The organism is Klebsiella sp. Q2, from assembly GCF_009900705.1.
GTDB classification, from domain to species: Bacteria; Pseudomonadota; Gammaproteobacteria; order Enterobacterales; family Enterobacteriaceae; genus Klebsiella; species Klebsiella quasipneumoniae.
This window is the reverse complement of the sequence record NZ_JAAABE010000004.1, coordinates 661818-679705: the sequence shown is the minus strand read 5'-3', so window position 1 is coordinate 679705 and position 17888 is coordinate 661818. Positions and strand designations below refer to the sequence as shown.

The 17888-nt window shown below is 60.3% G+C and carries 11 protein-coding genes; all 11 read left to right on the top strand.

Annotated elements, in window-relative coordinates; translation table 11 throughout:
* The first annotated feature begins 42 nt into the window (after positions 1-42).
* The gene (locus GT756_RS18640) at positions 43-4992 is read left to right on the top strand and encodes an alpha-2-macroglobulin (protein WP_160124992.1); all 4950 of its coding nucleotides are present in this window, start codon (positions 43-45) and stop codon (positions 4990-4992) included.
* Positions 4993-7317, top strand: a complete 2325-nt coding sequence (gene pbpC / locus GT756_RS18635; RefSeq protein WP_160124991.1) for a peptidoglycan glycosyltransferase PbpC — start codon at positions 4993-4995, stop codon at positions 7315-7317.
* Positions 7318-7477: 160 nt separating this feature from the next.
* Entirely contained in the window at positions 7478-7909 is a 432-nt protein-coding gene (gene ndk / locus GT756_RS18630) for a nucleoside-diphosphate kinase (protein WP_004144312.1), read from the top strand.
* Positions 7910-8267: 358 nt separating this feature from the next.
* Positions 8268-9434: a bifunctional tRNA (adenosine(37)-C2)-methyltransferase TrmG/ribosomal RNA large subunit methyltransferase RlmN gene (locus GT756_RS18625; protein ID WP_002913894.1), complete on the top strand. Its 1167-nt coding sequence runs from the start codon at positions 8268-8270 to the stop codon at positions 9432-9434.
* A 276-nt stretch (positions 9435-9710) separates the two neighbouring features.
* Complete coding sequence (rodZ, locus tag GT756_RS18620) at positions 9711-10703, top strand: cytoskeleton protein RodZ (protein ID WP_017900435.1); 993 nt, start codon at positions 9711-9713, stop codon at positions 10701-10703.
* Positions 10704-10729: 26 nt separating this feature from the next.
* Entirely contained in the window at positions 10730-11851 is a 1122-nt protein-coding gene (ispG, locus tag GT756_RS18615; RefSeq protein ID WP_004201890.1) for a flavodoxin-dependent (E)-4-hydroxy-3-methylbut-2-enyl-diphosphate synthase, read from the top strand.
* A 91-nt stretch (positions 11852-11942) separates the two neighbouring features.
* Complete coding sequence (hisS, locus tag GT756_RS18610) at positions 11943-13217, top strand: histidine--tRNA ligase (RefSeq protein ID WP_004201891.1); 1275 nt, start codon at positions 11943-11945, stop codon at positions 13215-13217.
* 34 nt (positions 13218-13251) lie between these two features.
* Positions 13252-13872: a YfgM family protein gene (locus GT756_RS18605; RefSeq protein WP_004201892.1), complete on the top strand. Its 621-nt coding sequence runs from the start codon at positions 13252-13254 to the stop codon at positions 13870-13872.
* Positions 13873-13882: 10 nt separating this feature from the next.
* Positions 13883-15061, top strand: coding sequence for an outer membrane protein assembly factor BamB (gene bamB / locus GT756_RS18600; RefSeq protein ID WP_004201895.1), 1179 nt, complete (start codon positions 13883-13885; stop codon positions 15059-15061).
* Between the two features lie 113 nt (positions 15062-15174).
* Complete coding sequence (der, locus tag GT756_RS18595) at positions 15175-16653, top strand: ribosome biogenesis GTPase Der (RefSeq protein WP_004201897.1); 1479 nt, start codon at positions 15175-15177, stop codon at positions 16651-16653.
* Between the two features lie 117 nt (positions 16654-16770).
* Positions 16771-17850, top strand: coding sequence for a Gfo/Idh/MocA family oxidoreductase (locus tag GT756_RS18590; RefSeq protein WP_160124990.1), 1080 nt, complete (start codon positions 16771-16773; stop codon positions 17848-17850).
* Positions 17851-17888: the final 38 nt, after the last annotated feature.

Genomic DNA, 17888 nt, shown 5'->3' with positions numbered 1-17888 from the left:
GTGATAATTTGCATCAGGCCCACCGGCCGAGGGGTTAGAAGGATGAAACCATTTCGTTTAGCGGCGCTGTCACTGGCGCTCCTTACCGCATTTTCATTAACCGGGTGTGATGACAGCGGTGCACCGCAGGCTTCGGCCCCGACGCCGGCCGCCGATAGCGGCCCTGGCGCGGCGGCAAAACCGGACAGCGCCCAGCTGGCGGCGCTGGCGGAAAAAAGTCAGGGCAAAGCGCTGACGCTGCTCGACGCCTCGGAGGTGCAGTTGGATGGCGCCGCGACCCTGGTGCTGACCTTTTCCGTGCCGCTGCAGCCGGACCAGGATTTCTCCCGCAGCGTACACCTGGTAGATAAGAAGAGCGGTAAGGTAGATGGCGCCTGGGAGCTGGCGCCGAACCTCAAAGAGCTGCGTCTGCGTCACCTGGAGCCAAAGCGCGAGCTGATTGTCTCGGTCGACCCGACGCTGGTCGCCCTGAACAAGGCGACGCTCGATAAACCATTCGAGAAGACTCTGACCACCCGTGATATCGCGCCAAGCGTTGGGTTTGCCAGCCGCGGCTCGCTGCTGCCGGGCAACGTGATCGCCGGGCTACCGGTGATGGCGCTGAACGTCGATAACGTCGACGTGAACTTCTTCCGCATTAAGCCGGAATCGCTCTCGGCCTTCGTCAGTCAGTGGGAATACCGCAATTCATTAAGCAACTGGGAATCCGACGAGCTGCTGAAGATGGCCGATCTGGTATACAGCGGCCGCTTTGACCTCAATCCGGCGCGCAATACCCGCGAAAAGCTGCTGCTGCCGCTGAGCGACATCAAGCCGCTCCAGCAGCCTGGCGTCTACGTGGCGGTCATGAACCCGGCGGGTCATTATAGCTACAGCAACGCGGCGACGCTGTTTACCCTTAGTGACATCGGCGTGTCGGCGCATCGTTACCATAACCGGCTGGACGTCTTTACCCAGAGCCTGGAAAACGGCGCCGCCCAGTCTGGTATCGACGTCCAGTTGCTCAACGCCAAAGGGCAGACCCTGGCGCAGGCGAAAAGCGATAGCCAGGGTCACGTCACCCTGCAAACCGATAAAGAAGCCGCGCTGCTGCTGGCGCGCAAAGAGGGGCAGACCACGCTCCTTGACCTCAAACTGCCGGCGTTGGATCTGGCGGAGTTCTCCATTGCCGGCGCGCCTGGCTTCAGTAAACAGTTCTTTATGTTTGGCCCACGGGATCTCTATCGTCCGGGCGAAACGGTGATCCTCAATGCGCTGTTGCGCGATAGCGACGGCAAGCCGCTGGCGGAACAGCCGGTGAAGCTGGAGGTGGTCCAGCCGGATGGCCAGGTGATCCGCTCGGTGATGAGCAAGCCGGTTAACGGCCTGTACCAGTTTACTTATCCGCTCGACAGCGGCGCGGCCACCGGCATGTGGCACATTCGCGCCAGCACTGGCGACAATCAGCCCCGCGAATGGGATTTCCACGTCGAAGACTTCATGCCGGAACGCATGGCGCTGAAGCTGACGCCGCAGGCGGCGCCTGTCGCGCCGAATGCCGATGTCGCCTTTGGCGTCAGCGGCGCTTATCTCTACGGCGCGTCGGCCAGCGGCAACCAGCTGCAGGGCAAACTGTTCCTGCGCCCGCTGCGCGACGCCGTCGCCGCTCTGCCGGGCTTCCAGTTCGGCGATATCGCGGAAGAAAATCTCTCCCGCAGCCTTGATGAAGTCCAGCTGACGCTGGATGAAAACGGCCATGGTGAAGTGACGACCTCAAGCCAGTGGCAGGATAGCCATTCGCCGCTGCAGGTGGTGTTGCAGGCGAGCCTGCTGGAGTCCGGCGGGCGTCCGGTCACCCGTACGGTTATGCAGCCGATCTGGCCTGCCGAGGCGCTGCCGGGGATCCGCCCGCAATTTACCCTGAAGGACGTTTACGACTACCGCACTGACACTACGGTGAAGCAGCCGGTGGTGGATGAAAACAGCAACGCCGCGTTTGATATCGTCTATGCCGACGCCAAAGGCGAGAAAAAAGCCGTTTCCGGCCTGCAGGTACGGCTGATCCGCGAGCGCCGCGATTATTACTGGAACTGGTCCGACAGCGAAGGCTGGCAGTCGCAGTTCGATCAAAAAGATCTGCAGGAGGGCGAGGAGTCGCTGGATTTGCAGGCCGGCCAGATCGGTAAAGTGAGCTTTCCGGTAGAGTGGGGCTCCTATCGCCTGGAGGTGAGAGGACCGGACGATGTCGTCAGCAGCGTGCGCTTCTGGGCGGGTTACAGCTGGCAGGATAACAGCGAAGGCACCGGCGCAGCGCGCCCGGACCGGGTCACCATGAAGCTGGATAAACCGAGCTATAAGCCGGGTGACACCATCAGGCTGCACATTGCTGCCCCGGCGGCGGGTAAAGGCTACGCGATGGTGGAATCCAGCGAAGGGCCGCTGTGGTGGCAGGAGATTGACGTACCTGCCGAGGGGATGGACCTGTCGATCCCGGTGGATAAAGCCTGGAATCGCCACGACCTCTACCTCAGCACACTGGTGGTTCGTCCTGGCGATAAATCCCGCTCGGCGACGCCGAAACGCGCGGTGGGCCTGCTGCATCTGCCGCTGGGCGATGAAAACCGTCGCCTGACGCTGGCGCTGGAGGCCCCGGATAAAATGCGCCCCAACCAGCCGCTGACGGTGAAAGTGAAAGCCAGCGTCAAAGAGGGCGAGGCGCCGAAACAGGTGAACGTTCTGCTTTCGGCGGTCGATAGCGGGGTGCTGAATATTACCGATTACGCCACCCCGGATCCGTGGAACGCCTTCTTTGGCCAGAAACGTTATGGGGCGGATATCTATGATATTTACGGCCAGGTCATTGAAGGACAGGGACGTGTGGCCAGCCTGCGCTTCGGCGGCGATGGCGACGAGTTAAAACGTGGCGGTAAACCGCCGGTTAACCATGTGACCATCATCGCCCAACAAGCGCAGCCGGTGGTGCTGAACGATCAGGGCGAAGGGACGGTGACGCTGCCGATCGGTGATTTTAACGGCGAACTGCGGGTGATGGCTCAGGCCTGGACGGCGAATGACTTTGGCAGCAGCGAAGATAAAGTGGTGGTGGCCGCCCCGGTCATCGCCGAGCTGAACACTCCGCGCTTCCTCGCCAGCGGCGACACTACGCGTCTGGCGCTGGATCTCAGCAACCTGACCGATAAACCGCAAACCCTGCAGGTGCATCTTGCCGCCAGCGGGCTGGTGTCCTTGACCGAGGGTCAACTGCCGCCGGTGCAGCTGGCGCCGGGGGCACGCAGCACGCTGTTTGTGCCGGTGAGCGCGCTGGCGGGCTTCGGCGATGGCCAGGTGAACGCCACGATCAGCGGCCTGAGCCTGCCGGGGGAAACCTTCGCCCCGCTGCAGAAACAGTGGAAAATCGGCGTTCGTCCGGCGTTCCCGGCGCAGACCGTCAACAGCGGCGCCGTGCTGCAGCCCGGCGAAAGCTGGCAGGCGCCAGCGGCACAATCGGCAGGTTTCGCCCCGCAGACGCTGCAGGGCCAGCTGCTGCTCAGCGGCAAGCCGCCGCTGAATCTCGCGCGTTATATCCGCGATCTGAAAGCCTATCCTTACGGCTGCCTTGAGCAGACCGCCAGCGGTCTGTTCCCGTCCCTGTATACCAGCGCGGCGCAGCTAAAGGCGCTGGGCATCAGCGGCGATAGCGACGAAAAACGCCGCGCGGCAATCGATGTCGGCATCTCGCGCCTGCTGCAGATGCAGCTGGAAAACGGCGGCTTTGCGCTATGGGATAAAGAGGGGCCGGAAGAGTACTGGCTGACCGCTTACGCCATGGATTTCCTCGTTCGCGCCGGCGAGCAGGGTTACAGCGTGCCGGTCAACGCTATCAATAAAGGCAATGAACGCCTGCTGCGCTACCTGCAGGAGCCGGGGCTGATGACCGTACGCTACAGCGACGACGCCCAGGCCAGCCGCTTTGCCGCTCAGGCCTATGCCGCGCTGGTGCTGGCGCGTCAGCAAAAAGCCCCCCTCGGCGCCTTGCGTGAAATCTGGAGCCGTCACGACCAGGCGCGATCCGGCTTGCCGCTGTTGCAGCTCGGCATCGCGCTGAAAACCATGGGTGATGCGCCGCGCGGCGACGCCGCGCTGAAGCTGGCGGTTGCCACCCCGCGTCAGGATGAGAAACGCTGGCTGGGCGATTACGGTAGCCCGCTTCGCGATGACGCCCTGAAGCTGGCGCTGCTGGAAGAGAATAAGCTGCTGCCGGAGGTGCAAAATCAGCTTTTGAGTACGCTGTCGGAAGAGGCCTATGGCCAGCGCTGGCTGTCGACCCAGGAAACCAACGCCCTGTTCCTTGCCGGACGGACGCTGGCCGACCTGCCGGGCAGCTGGCAGGCGCAAACCTCGCTGCAGGCGGAGCCGCTGACCGGCGACAAAGCGCAAACCCGCAACCTCGACGGCGATCGGCTGGCGGCACTGCAGGTGAGCAACACCGGCAGCCAGCCGCTGTGGCTGCGCCTCGACAGCAGCGGCTATCCGCAAAGCGCGCCGCAGCCGGGCGGTAACGTCCTGGGGATTGAACGAACTATTTTCGATACCCAGGGGCAGCAGAAATCGCTGTCATCACTGCGCAGCGGCGAACTGGTACTCGTCAAGCTGGAGGTGACCGCCAAACGCAACGTGCCTGACGCGCTGGTGGTTGATCTGTTGCCAGCCGGTCTGGAGCTGGAAAACCAGAATTTGGCCAACAGCAGCGCCAGCCTGCAGGAGAATGGCGAAGCGGTGCAAAACCTGCTTAACCAGATGCAGCAGGCGGATATTCAGCATATCGAGTTCCGCGATGACCGCTTCGTCGCCGCAGTCGCGGTCAATGAAGGTCAGCCGGTGACGCTGGTCTATCTGGCGCGAGCGGTGACGCCGGGCACTTATCAGGTCCCGCAGCCGCAGGTGGAATCGATGTATGTGCCGCAGTGGCGGGCGACCGGAGCGGCCAGCGGCCCGCTCACCGTGACGCCGTAAATGCGCGTATTGCCTCGGGTAAAACGCTGCTGGCGCGGGCTGGCGGCGTTTATTTTTCTGCTGTGGCTGGCGGTGCTGGCGGCCGATCGCCTGTGGCCGCTGCCGCTACGGGACGTTACGCCCGCCCGCGTGGTGGTGGCGGAGGACGGGACGCCGCTGTGGCGGTTTGCCGACGCGCAGGGCGTCTGGCGTTATCCGGTCACTCTCGCCGACGTGTCGCCGCGTTATCTTCAGGCGCTCATCCAGTATGAAGACCGCTGGTTCTGGCGCCATCCGGGGGTCAATCCCTTCGCTGTAGTGCGCGCCGCCTGGCAGGATCTTACCTCCGGGCGGGTCATTTCCGGCGGCAGCACGATTACCATGCAGGTGGCGCGCCTGCTCGATCCCCACCCCCGCACTTTCGGCGGCAAGCTGCGCCAGCTGTGGCGTGCGCTGCAGCTGGAGTGGCATCTGTCAAAAAGCGACATTCTGACCCTCTATTTGAACCGCGCGCCATTTGGCGGCACCCTGCAGGGTATCGGCGCGGCCAGCTGGGCCTATCTCGGGAAGCCGCCTGCCAGGCTTAGCTACGGCGAGGCGGCGCTGCTGGCGGTGCTTCCCCAGGCGCCTAGCCGTTTACGTCCGGACCGCTGGCCGCAGCGGGCCCAGGCGGCGCGCGATAAAGTGCTTGCGCGTATGGTCAGTCAGGGCGTTTGGCCGGAGCAGGCGGTAAAGGAGGCGATGGAGGAGCCGGTGTGGCTGTTTCCGCGCCAGATGCCGCAGCTGGCGCCGCTCTTCGCCCGTCGGGCGCTGGCGAGCAGTGGTGATGAAAAGGTGGTGACGACCCTCTATGCCGGACTCCAGCGGCAGCTTGAGGATCTGGCGCTGAACTGGAAATCGCGCCTGCCGCCGCGCAGTTCGCTGGCGATGGTCGTGGTCGATCACACGGATATGAAAGTCCGCGGCTGGGTGGGTTCGGCGGATATTACGGACGACAGCCGCTTTGGCCACATTGATATGGCGTCGGCGGTCCGTTCGCCGGGGTCGGTGTTGAAACCCTTCATTTATGCGCTGGCGATGGATGAGGGGCTGATTCATCCGTCGTCGTTATTGCAGGATGTGCCGCGGCGCTTTAGCGATTATCGCCCCGGTAACTTTGACAGCGGCTTTCACGGCCCGGTGAGCGCCAGCGAGGCGCTGGTGCGATCCCTGAATCTGCCGGCGGTCCAGGTGCTTGAAGCCTACGGACCCAAACGTTTCGCGGCGAATTTGCGCAATGCCGGGTTGCCCCTGATGCTGCCCGCCGGTGCCGAGCCAAATCTGTCGTTGATCCTCGGCGGCGCCGGGGCGAGGCTGGAAGATATCGTCGCGGCATACAGCGCCTTTGCCCGCCACGGGAAGGCGGCGCGGCTGCGCATGAAGCCCGGAGACCCGCTGGTGGAAAGGGCGCTGCTATCCCCGGGGGCGGCGTGGATCGTCCGGCGCATCCTGGCCGGCGAAGCGCAACCGGTTCCCGATGCCTCACTCCCGCAAGTGGTGCCGCTGGCCTGGAAGACCGGCACCAGCTACGGGTATCGCGATGCATGGGCGGTGGGTCTCAATGCGCGTTATCTGATAGGCATCTGGACCGGGCGTCCGGACGGTACGCCGGTGGTGGGGCAGTTTGGTTTCGCCAGCGCGGTGCCGTTGCTCAATCAGGTCAATAATCTGCTGCTCGCCCGCCCGGCGATGAGCCGCGGCGGCCTGCCGGTCGATCCGCGCCCGGCAACGGTCAGCCGCGGGACGCTCTGCTGGCCCGGCGGCCAGGCGCTGCCGGCGGGCGACAGCAACTGCCGTCGTCGCCTGGCCAGCTGGCTGCTGGAAGACATCCAGCCACCGACCCTGCTGCTGCCGGGGCAGGAGGGCGTGCGCGGGATCCGCTTCCCGGTGTGGCGTAATGAACACGGCGAACGGGTGGCGGCGGATTGTCCCGGGGCGCGCGAAACGGTGGTTGAGGTTTGGCCGCTGCCGCTGGAGCCCTGGCTACCGCCGGGTGAGCGTCGCGCCGCGCGTCTGGGGCCGGCATCAAGGGCATGTCCGCCGCTGCAAACTCAGGATGTCGCACCGCTGGTGCTCTCCGGGGTCCGCGAGGGGGCGGTGATTAAACGTCTGCCGGGCGAGGCGCGGGTGATGTTGCCCCTGCAAACCAGCGGTGGGGAAGGGCGGCGCTGGTGGTTTATCAACGGCCAGCCGATAGATGCCGCCGGCGCGAGAACCACGCTAACCCTGGATAAGCCCGGCGAGTGGCAGCTGGTGGTGATGGATGAGGCAGGGCAAACGGCGGCCGCGCGTTTCACCCTGCAATAACCAGGGTAAATTTGTTGTTGGCGGTTTGTGTTTTCAATACTCATCTTATTTTAACAAAATGTTACCTTCATCCGTAGGCAGGGGCGGGGATGCTCATTATAATGCGCGCCAGGCCATACGATCGTATGTGCAACAACAGAACATTTAATTAGAGGTAATCATGGCTATTGAACGTACTTTTTCCATCATCAAACCAAACGCGGTGGCAAAAAACGTTATTGGCAGCATCTTTTCCCGCTTTGAAGCTGCAGGGTTCAAAATCGTCGGCACCAAAATGCTGCACCTGACCGTTGAGCAGGCTCGTGGTTTCTATGCTGAGCACGAAGGTCGCCCGTTCTTCGACGGTCTGGTTGAGTTCATGACCTCCGGCCCGATCGTGGTTTCCGTCCTGGAAGGTGAAAACGCGGTTCAGCGTCACCGTGATCTGCTGGGCGCGACCAACCCGGCAAACGCGCTGGCGGGTACCCTGCGCGCTGACTACGCTGACAGCTTCACCGAGAACGGCACCCACGGTTCCGACTCTGTAGAATCCGCTGCTCGCGAAATCGCGTTCTTCTTTGCTGAAGGCGAGGTTTGCCCGCGCACTCGCTAATCCTCGTCGTCTTTTCAACCGTCGCGGCGTTGGCTGCGCGCGTTCACCCCGGTCACATAGTTATCTATGCTCCCGGGGATTAATGAGAGGCTCCTGCCTCTCACCGGAGGCCAGCCTACGGCTGGTCAAATTCGTTCCCGACGAATTTGTCACTTGCTTGCCGCCTTGCGACAATCGAAAAGCCTTAGAGGATTGAGCAGTCAGTTACAGATTTTTTATCATTGCTTTGTGCAAACGTGGCAATGATGCGCCAGAATTTGTAGAATATAGCGCCCCTGGACGAGCTGTCGCTCTCCGGGGCGTTTCTTTTTCAACCCACCTGGGGCCATAACGTGTAATAACGAGGCCGGAAAACATTATGTCTGAACAAATTGTCACGCCTGATACCGCCGCTCTGACGGTGCCGAACAAAGATGCCAAAATCAACCTGCTGGATTTAAACCGTCAGCAGATGCGCGAGTTTTTCAAAAACATGGGCGAGAAGCCTTTCCGCGCCGATCAGGTGATGAAATGGATGTATCACTACTGCTGCGACGACTTTGATGAGATGACTGACATCAACAAAGTCCTGCGCAGTAAACTGAAAGAAGTGGCGGAGATCCGCGCCCCGGAAGTAGTTGAAGAACAACGCTCAACCGACGGGACCATCAAATGGGCGATTGCCGTTGGCGATCAGCGCGTCGAGACCGTCTATATCCCGGAAGAAGACCGCGCCACCCTGTGCGTCTCCTCCCAGGTAGGCTGCGCGCTGGAGTGTAAATTCTGCTCCACCGCCCAGCAGGGTTTTAACCGCAACCTGCGGGTTTCCGAAATTATCGGCCAGGTCTGGCGCGCGGCGAAAATCGTCGGCGCGGTGAAGACCACCGGCGTACGTCCGATCACCAACGTGGTGATGATGGGCATGGGCGAGCCGCTGCTGAACCTCAACAACGTCGTTCCGGCGATGGAAATCATGCTCGACGATTTCGGCTTTGGCCTCTCCAAACGTCGCGTCACCCTGTCGACTTCCGGCGTGGTGCCGGCGCTGGATAAACTCGGCGATATGATCGACGTCGCGCTGGCGATCTCCCTGCACGCGCCGAACGATACCATTCGTGACGAAATCGTCCCGATCAACAAAAAGTACAACATTGAGACCTTCCTCAACTCGGTGCGCGGCTATATTTCGAAGTCCAACGCCAACCAGGGCCGGGTGACCATCGAGTACGTGATGCTGGATCATGTCAACGACGGCACCGAGCACGCCCACGAACTGGCGGCGCTGCTGAAAGATACGCCGTGTAAGATCAACCTGATCCCATGGAACCCGTTCCCGGGCGCGCCGTATGGCCGCAGCTCCAACAGCCGCATCGACCGTTTCTCCAAAGTCCTGATGGAGTACGGCTTTACCACCATCGTGCGTAAAACGCGCGGCGACGATATCGACGCCGCCTGCGGTCAGCTGGCGGGCGATGTTATCGATCGTACCAAGCGCACGCTGCGTAAGCGGATGCAGGGCGAAGCGATTGACGTAAAAGCGGTCTGACAAATGATGGCCCGTGCAGCGCAGGCGGCACGGGCCATATTTATGACCTATAGCCAGGCGAAATACGCTGATTCGGTTAATAATTACGGTGCGTTTTTGTCGACTTTGAGGCAGTATGTAGCGGCACAACAACCGCTTAGCATTCAATTTTGATTCGTCTCTGTGATCGCGCGGCTGACAGTCCTATACTGTGAGGCTGACGTACCACAGATGTCTCGCGGCGCCGGCTTTTTCCCGCGCTGAACTTTAAATTTCACGTACCAGTAGTTGTAGCGAATGAATACTGAAGCCACTCAAGATCATCAAGAAGCAAACACCACGGGCGCGCGTCTGCGTCACGCCCGCGAACAACTCGGACTTAGCCAGCAAGCGGTGGCAGAACGCTTATGCCTGAAGGTGTCCACGGTTCGTGATATTGAAGACGATAAGGCGCCTGCCGACCTCGCTTCCACCTTCCTGCGCGGTTACATCCGCTCCTATGCTCGCCTCGTACATATTCCAGAAGACGAGCTGCTGCCGATGATGGCCAAGCAAGCGCCCATCCGTGCGGCGAAAGTCGCGCCAATGCAGAGCTTCTCTTTAGGTAAACGTCGCAAAAAACGCGACGGCTGGCTGATGAGCTTCACCTGGCTGGTGCTGTTTGTGGTTATCGGCCTGAGCGGCGCCTGGTGGTGGCAAGACCATAAGGCGCAGCAGGAAGAGATTTCCACCATGGCCGATCAGTCTTCCGCTGAGCTGAACAGCGGTGACACCAGTAGCCAGAGCGTGCCGCTGGATACCAGCGCCCCGGCAGCCCCGACCGCCGATAGCGCTGCGAACAGCGCGCCAACTGATACCGCCAGCGCCCCGACCACCAGCGCACCGGCTCAGACGCCAGCGGACAATAACGCCGTTGTCGCGCCTTCCCAGGCCAATGTCGATACCGCAGGCGCAGCCCCGACGGCGCCGGCTACCCCGGCCACGCCGTTGCCGACCAATCAGGCGAACGTGACGAACCCGGCGGCATCGGCGCAGGATCTGGTGATGAACTTTTCCGCCGACTGCTGGCTGGAAGTGAGCGATGCCACCGGCAAAAAATTGTTCAGCGGCCTGCAGCGTAAAGGCGGAAATCTGAACCTGAGCGGTCAGGCACCGTATAAGCTGAAAATTGGCGCCCCGGCTGCGGTAGAGATCCTGTATCTGGGCAAGCCTGTCGATTTAAGTCGTTTTATCAGAACTAACCAGGTTGCGCGTCTGACCCTTAATGCCGAATCATCACCGGCGCAGTAACAGACGGGTAACGCGGGAGATTTTTCATGCATAACCAGGCTCCGATTCAACGTAGAAAATCTAAACGTATTTACGTTGGTAATGTGCCAATTGGCGATGGGGCTCCCATCGCCGTTCAGTCAATGACCAATACGCGCACCACTGATGTGGCTGCGACCGTAAATCAAATCAAAGCGTTAGAGCGCGTAGGCGCGGATATTGTCCGCGTCTCTGTTCCGACGATGGACGCCGCTGAGGCGTTCAAACTGATCAAACAGCAGGTCAACGTCCCGCTGGTCGCCGATATCCACTTTGACTACCGTATTGCGCTGAAAGTCGCAGAATATGGCGTCGACTGCCTGCGTATCAACCCAGGCAACATCGGCAACGAAGAGCGCATCCGCATGGTCGTAGATTGCGCACGGGATAAAAACATCCCGATCCGCATTGGCGTCAACGCCGGCTCGCTGGAAAAAGATCTGCAGGAAAAATATGGCGAGCCGACGCCGCAGGCGCTGCTCGAATCTGCCATGCGCCACGTTGATCATCTCGATCGCCTTAACTTCGATCAGTTTAAAGTCAGCGTTAAAGCCTCTGACGTCTTCCTGGCGGTAGAGTCTTATCGCCTGCTGGCGAAACAGATCGATCAGCCGCTGCACCTCGGGATCACCGAAGCGGGCGGTGCGCGCAGCGGCGCGGTGAAATCGGCGATCGGTCTTGGGCTGCTGTTGTCCGAAGGGATCGGCGATACGCTGCGCGTCTCGCTGGCGGCGGATCCAGTGGAGGAGATCAAGGTTGGCTTCGATATCCTCAAATCGCTGCGTATCCGTTCCCGCGGTATTAACTTCATCGCCTGCCCGACCTGTTCGCGTCAGGAGTTTGACGTTATCGGTACGGTGAACGCCCTGGAGCAACGTCTGGAAGATATCATCACCCCGATGGATGTTTCGATCATCGGCTGCGTGGTGAACGGCCCGGGCGAAGCGCTGGTTTCCACCCTCGGGGTGACCGGCGGCAACAAGAAAAGTGGCCTGTATGAAGACGGCGTGCGTAAAGATCGCCTGGACAACAACGACATGATCGACCAGCTTGAAGCGCGGATCCGCGCCAAAGCCTCGATGCTCGATGAAGCCCGTCGGATTGACGTTCAACAGCTTGAAGCAAAATAACGTGTTGGGAAGCGATACGCTTCCCGTGTATGATTGAACCTGCGGGCGCGAGGCGCCGGGGTTCATTTTTGTATATATAAAGAGAATAAACGTGGCAAAGAACATTCAAGCCATCCGTGGCATGAACGATTATCTGCCGGGCGAAACCGCTCTCTGGCAGCGCATTGAAGGCTCACTGAAGCAGGTGCTCGGTAGCTACGGTTACAGCGAAATCCGTTTGCCGATTGTAGAGCAGACCCCGTTATTCAAACGCGCGATCGGCGAAGTGACCGACGTGGTTGAAAAAGAGATGTACACCTTTGAGGACCGCAACGGCGACAGCCTGACGCTGCGTCCGGAAGGGACGGCGGGCTGCGTACGAGCCGGCATCGAACATGGTCTGCTGTACAATCAAGAACAGCGCCTGTGGTACGTCGGGCCGATGTTCCGCCACGAGCGTCCGCAGAAAGGCCGTTACCGCCAGTTCCATCAGATCGGCGCCGAAGTTTTCGGCCTGCAGGGGCCGGACATCGATGCGGAGCTGATCATGCTGACCGCGCGCTGGTGGCGTGAGCTGGGCATCTCCGATCACGTCAGCCTTGAGCTGAACTCCATCGGTTCGCTGGAAGCCCGCGCCAACTACCGCGACGCGCTGGTGGCTTATCTCGAGCAGTTTACCGATAAGCTTGATGAAGACAGCAAACGCCGGATGTATACCAACCCGCTGCGGGTGCTGGACTCCAAAAACCCGGACGTGCAGGCGCTGCTGAACGACGCGCCGGCGCTCGGCGATTATCTCGACGAAGAGTCGAAAGCCCACTTTGCCGGCCTGTGCGCGTTGCTTGACGATGCCGGGATCCGCTATACCGTCAACCAGCGCCTGGTGCGCGGTCTCGACTACTATAACCGCACCGTGTTTGAGTGGGTGACCACCAGTCTCGGTTCCCAGGGCACCGTCTGCGCCGGCGGCCGTTACGACGGTCTGGTTGAGCAGCTTGGCGGTCGTGCCACCCCGGGCGTGGGCTTCGCCATGGGTCTGGAACGTCTTGTTTTACTGGTCCAGGCAGTGAATCCGGAATTTAAAGCCGATCCTGTTGTCGATATATACCTGGTAGCCTCCGGAACTGATACTCAGTCCGCCGCCATGCGTCTGGCTGAGCAGGTTCGCGATGCGCTACCGGGCGTGAAACTGATGACCAACCACGGTGGCGGCAACTTTAAGAAGCAGTTCGCCCGCGCTGATAAGTGGGGCGCACGCGTCGCGCTGGTGCTGGGTGAGTCAGAGATCGCTGACGGAAACGTGGTAGTGAAGGATTTACGCTCAGGTGAGCAAACTACCGTAACGCAGGAGAGCGTTGCCGCGCATTTGCGCACACTTCTGGGTTAATCTCCCGGGAATTATTAGTCAGGAGAAGGACTGCGTGGAAACTTTTAACAACGAGAACGATCAGGTCGATGCGCTGAAGCGCTTCTTTGCCGAAAACGGCAAAGCGCTGGCGGTCGGGGTGATTTTAGGGATTGGCGCGCTGGTTGGCTGGCGCTACTGGACCTCCCATCAGCAGGATACCGCCAGAGACGCGTCGCTGGCTTACGAACAGGCGACTTCCGCGCTGAAATCAAATACGCCAGAAGTGCTGTCAGGGGCGGAGAAGTTCGCGGCTGACAATAAAAATACCTACGGCGCCTTCGCTTCTCTCGAGCTGGCACAGCATTTTGTTGAACAGAACGATCTGCCGAACGCCGAAAAGCAGCTTCAGCAGGGGCTGGCTGCCGCGTCTGATGATAATCTGAAATCGGTTATCAGTATGCGTCTTGCCCGCGTTCAACTGCAGATGAAGCAGGCTGATGCGGCGCTGAAAACCCTCGACAGCATTAAAGGTGAAGGCTGGACCGCTATTGTGGCTGATTTGCGCGGCGAAATTCTGTTGAGCAAAGGCGATAAGCAAGGGGCCCGTGCGGCGTGGGAAGCTGGCGTGAAAAGCGATGCTTCTCCTGCGCTCAGCGAAATGATGCGTATGAAAATGAATAATTTGTCCATCTGAGAGGGACTCGATGCAATTGCGTAAATTACTGTTGCCAGGGCTGCTTTCCGTTACCTTGCTGAGCGGGTGTTCGCTGTTTAATAGCGAAGAAGATGTGGTGAAAATGTCACCGCTGCCGACGGTAGAAAACCAGTTTACGCCGTCCACGTCCTGGAGCACCTCGGTTGGCGATGGTATCGGCGAATTTTACTCTAACCTTCATCCGGCCTTCGCCGACGGCGTGGTTTATGCCGCTGACCGTAAAGGCACCGTCAAAGCGCTGAATGCCGACGACGGTAAAGAGGTATGGTCGGTGAATCTTGCGGAGAAAGATGGCTGGTTCTCGCGTACCCCGGCGCTGCTTTCCGGCGGTGTGACCGTCTCGGGCGGCCATGTTTATATCGGCAGTGAAAAAGCGCAGCTGTATGCGCTGAATACCAGCGATGGTACCGTGGCCTGGCAAACCCGCGTCGCCGGCGAAGCGCTGTCGCGCCCGGTGGTGAGCGATGGCATGGTGCTGGTCCACACCAGTAACGGCCAGCTGCAGGCGCTGAATGAGACCGATGGCGCCGTGAAATGGACGGTGAACCTGGATATGCCTGCGCTCTCCCTGCGCGGCGAATCCGCTCCGGCCACCGCCTACGGCGCGGCGATCGTGGGCGGCGACAATGGCCGCGTCAGCGCGGTATTGATGCAGCAGGGGCAGATGATTTGGCAGCAGCGTATTTCCACGGCCACCGGGCCGACGGAAATCGACCGTCTGAGCGACGTCGACACCACGCCGATTATCGTCAACGGCGTTGTCTATGCGCTGGCTTATAACGGTAACCTGACCGCGCTGGATCTGCGTAGCGGCCAGATTATGTGGAAACGCGAGCTGGGTTCGGTGAATGATTTCATCGTCGATGGCAACCGTATCTATCTGGTTGACCAGAATGACCGCCTGCTGGCGCTGACTACCGATGGCGGCGTGACCCTGTGGACACAAAGCGATCTGCTGCACCGTTTGCTGACCGCGCCGGTGTTGTATAATGGCAATCTGGTGGTCGGCGATAGCGAAGGCTATATGCACTGGGTGAACCCGGAAGATGGCCATTTTGTGGCGCAGCAGAAAGTGGACAGCTCCGGCTTCCTGACCGACCCGGTTGTGGCCGATGGTCGACTGCTGATCCAGGCGAAAGACGGTACGCTGTACGCGATTACGCGTTAATTACCGCTGTCGTGAGTGATTAAGAAACGGCCCCTGGCAGACAGGGGCCGTTTTGACTTTTTTAAAAACGTCGTTATGACGATGTTGCTTAGTGATTGTATGAGGCATTTAACATGATACCTGTGGTCGCGCTTGTCGGGCGCCCTAACGTTGGAAAATCCACGCTCTTTAACCGCCTGACGCGCACTCGTGATGCGCTGGTTGCGGATTTCCCGGGGCTGACTCGTGACCGTAAGTACGGTCGGGCCGAAGTCGAAGGCCGCGAATTCATCTGTATCGATACCGGTGGTATTGATGGTACGGAAGAGGGCGTGGAAACCCGGATGGCGGAGCAGTCGCTGCTGGCAATCGAAGAGGCCGATGTGGTGCTGTTTATGGTCGATGCGCGCGCGGGCCTGATGCCGGCGGACATCGCGATCGCTAAACACCTGCGCTCTCGTGAAAAGCCCACCTTCCTGGTGGCTAACAAAACCGACGGCATCGACGTCGACCAGGCGATGGCGGACTTCTGGTCGCTTGGCCTGGGCGATATCTATCCTATTGCCGCTTCGCACGGCCGCGGCGTGACCAGCCTGCTGGAGCAGGCCCTGCTGCCATGGGTAGATGAGGTTAATCCGCAGGAAGAGGTGGATGAAGACGCCGAATACTGGGCAAAATTCGAAGCTGAGCAGAACGGTGTAGCGGAAGAAGAGCCGGAAGACGACTTCAATCCGCAGGATCTGCCGATCAAACTGGCGATTGTCGGACGTCCCAACGTCGGTAAATCGACGCTCACCAACCGCATCCTCGGCGAAGATCGCGTGGTAGTTTACGATATGCCGGGCACTACCCGCGACAGCATTTACATCCCGATGCAGCGTGACGAGCGCGAATACGTGCTCATCGATACGGCCGGGGTGCGCAAGCGCGGCAAAATTACTGACGTGGTGGAGAAATTCTCGGTCATCAAGACCCTGCAGGCGATTGAAGACGCCAACGTCGTGCTGCTGGTGATTGATGCCCGTGAAGGCATCTCCGATCAGGATCTGTCGCTGCTGGGCTTTATCCTCAACAGCGGTCGCTCCCTGGTGATCGTCGTCAACAAATGGGACGGTCTGAGCCAGGAAGTGAAGGAGCAGGTGAAAGAGACCCTCGACTATCGTCTGGGCTTTATCGACTTTGCCCGGGTGCACTTCATCTCCGCCCTGCACGGCAGCGGCGTCGGCAACCTGTTTGAATCGGTACGTGAAGCCTACGATAGCGCTACCCGCCGCGTAAGCACCGCGATGCTGACCCGGATCATGAACATGGCGGCGGAAGATCATCAGCCACCGCTGGTTCGCGGCCGACGCGTGAAGCTGAAATATGCCCACGCCGGGGGCTACAACCCGCCTATCGTGGTGATCCACGGTAACCAGGTGAAGGATCTGCCGGATTCCTACAAGCGCTACCTGATGAACTATTTCCGTAAATCCCTGGACGTGATGGGCACGCCAATCCGTATCCAGTTCAAGGAAGGGGAAAACCCGTTCGCCAATAAGCGCAACACCCTGACGCCGAACCAGATGCGTAAACGTAAGCGCCTGATCAAGCACATCAAGAAAAGCAAATAATCATTAAACCCGCTTCGGCGGGTTTTTTGTGGCCGCCGCGCCGGTAAATGTCAAAACCTTGCGCCATAATCCCGCGATACTTCGCCGGAAACAGACCGGCTCAAAAGTGGACTTATTATGCAGATTGGTTTTATCGGCCTTGGCGCGGTGGTGGAAACTGCCTATTTACCGGCGCTGCGCCGCCTGGGATACCGTATTGATAGCTGCCAGGGCTATGATCTGGATAGCAGCAGAGCGCTGCCGGGGATCCAGCGCCGCAATTCGCTGTCGGCGCTGCTGGCCGAACCCCTGGATACGCTCTTCATTACCACCTCATCTCTCCAGCACTTGCCTGTGCTGGAGAGGACGTTAGCCAGCGCCATTCCCCGCATCGTGGTGGAGAAACCGATTGTGGCCAACCTTGAGCAGGCCGCCCGGCTGCGGGCGCTGCTGGCGCCGGCCGGGGAGGCCGGTCGCGTGCTGGCCCTCGACCACTGGATGGCGCGTGGGTTAGCGCTGAACGCTCTTGCTCCGCCGTGGCAGGCGGAAGAGGAGGCCAGCGGCCTGCCGCCGCCGCACCTTTCAGCGCAGGATATCGTCTGGATCGAAGGCTATTTGCTGGAGCCAAGCGGCTTTAACGCTGCCGGAGAACCGGTCGCGCTCAACTTTGCCACCGGCGAGCTGGATACCCGGCAGCTGCGTCATCCCGACGGCGTGATCCTCGATATCGGTACCCATGTCCTGGCGATGCTGCGTGAAACCCTGCTCGGCTGCGGAGGCGATGTGACGCTGGAGCTCGCCGTCCGGGCGGTGAAAGACCGTCTCGGCCGGGACATTGCTCATGGGGATATGGTCACCGCCGAGGGAGAGGCGCATCTGCAGGGACGTCTGGGCGATATCCCGCTGAATATCTGGCTTAACAAATATGCTGGTCCCGCGGGCGGGCAAAAGGGAATGCGGATAGGGCTGCGGGATGGGCGAATGCTCGCCCTCGATCGCGCCCCTGATGGCGAGGTGGCGACGCTACAGGACGGTGAGCGGATCCAGCGCTGGACCCGGCCCGGAGCGATCTATGCGCACTGTCTCGATGAGCAGATCCTTGGCGCGGAGAATGTGTTTACCCGGGCGACCGAAAGCGTGGCCGGGCTGACGCGGCGTCGGCTTGAGGAAGTGGAGTGGCTGCTCAGGTTGCAGCAGCAATTACGCGGCCCTCATTAAACCCGGAACATGGTAAAATAGATGCAGATAAACGTTGA

Bases quoted from the DNA above. Each gene is read 5' to 3' on its own strand.
- GT756_RS18640 (WP_160124992.1), top strand. From the start codon at position 43: ATGAAACCATTTCGTTTAGCGGCGCTGTCACTGGCGCTCCTTACCGCA.
- pbpC (WP_160124991.1), top strand. From the start codon at position 4,993: ATGCGCGTATTGCCTCGGGTAAAACGCTGCTGGCGCGGGCTGGCGGCG.
- ndk (WP_004144312.1), top strand. From the start codon at position 7,478: ATGGCTATTGAACGTACTTTTTCCATCATCAAACCAAACGCGGTGGCA.
- GT756_RS18625 (WP_002913894.1), top strand. From the start codon at position 8,268: ATGTCTGAACAAATTGTCACGCCTGATACCGCCGCTCTGACGGTGCCG.
- rodZ (WP_017900435.1), top strand. From the start codon at position 9,711: ATGAATACTGAAGCCACTCAAGATCATCAAGAAGCAAACACCACGGGC.
- ispG (WP_004201890.1), top strand. From the start codon at position 10,730: ATGCATAACCAGGCTCCGATTCAACGTAGAAAATCTAAACGTATTTAC.
- bamB (WP_004201895.1), top strand. From the start codon at position 13,883: ATGCAATTGCGTAAATTACTGTTGCCAGGGCTGCTTTCCGTTACCTTG.
- der (WP_004201897.1), top strand. From the start codon at position 15,175: ATGATACCTGTGGTCGCGCTTGTCGGGCGCCCTAACGTTGGAAAATCC.
- GT756_RS18590 (WP_160124990.1), top strand. From the start codon at position 16,771: ATGCAGATTGGTTTTATCGGCCTTGGCGCGGTGGTGGAAACTGCCTAT.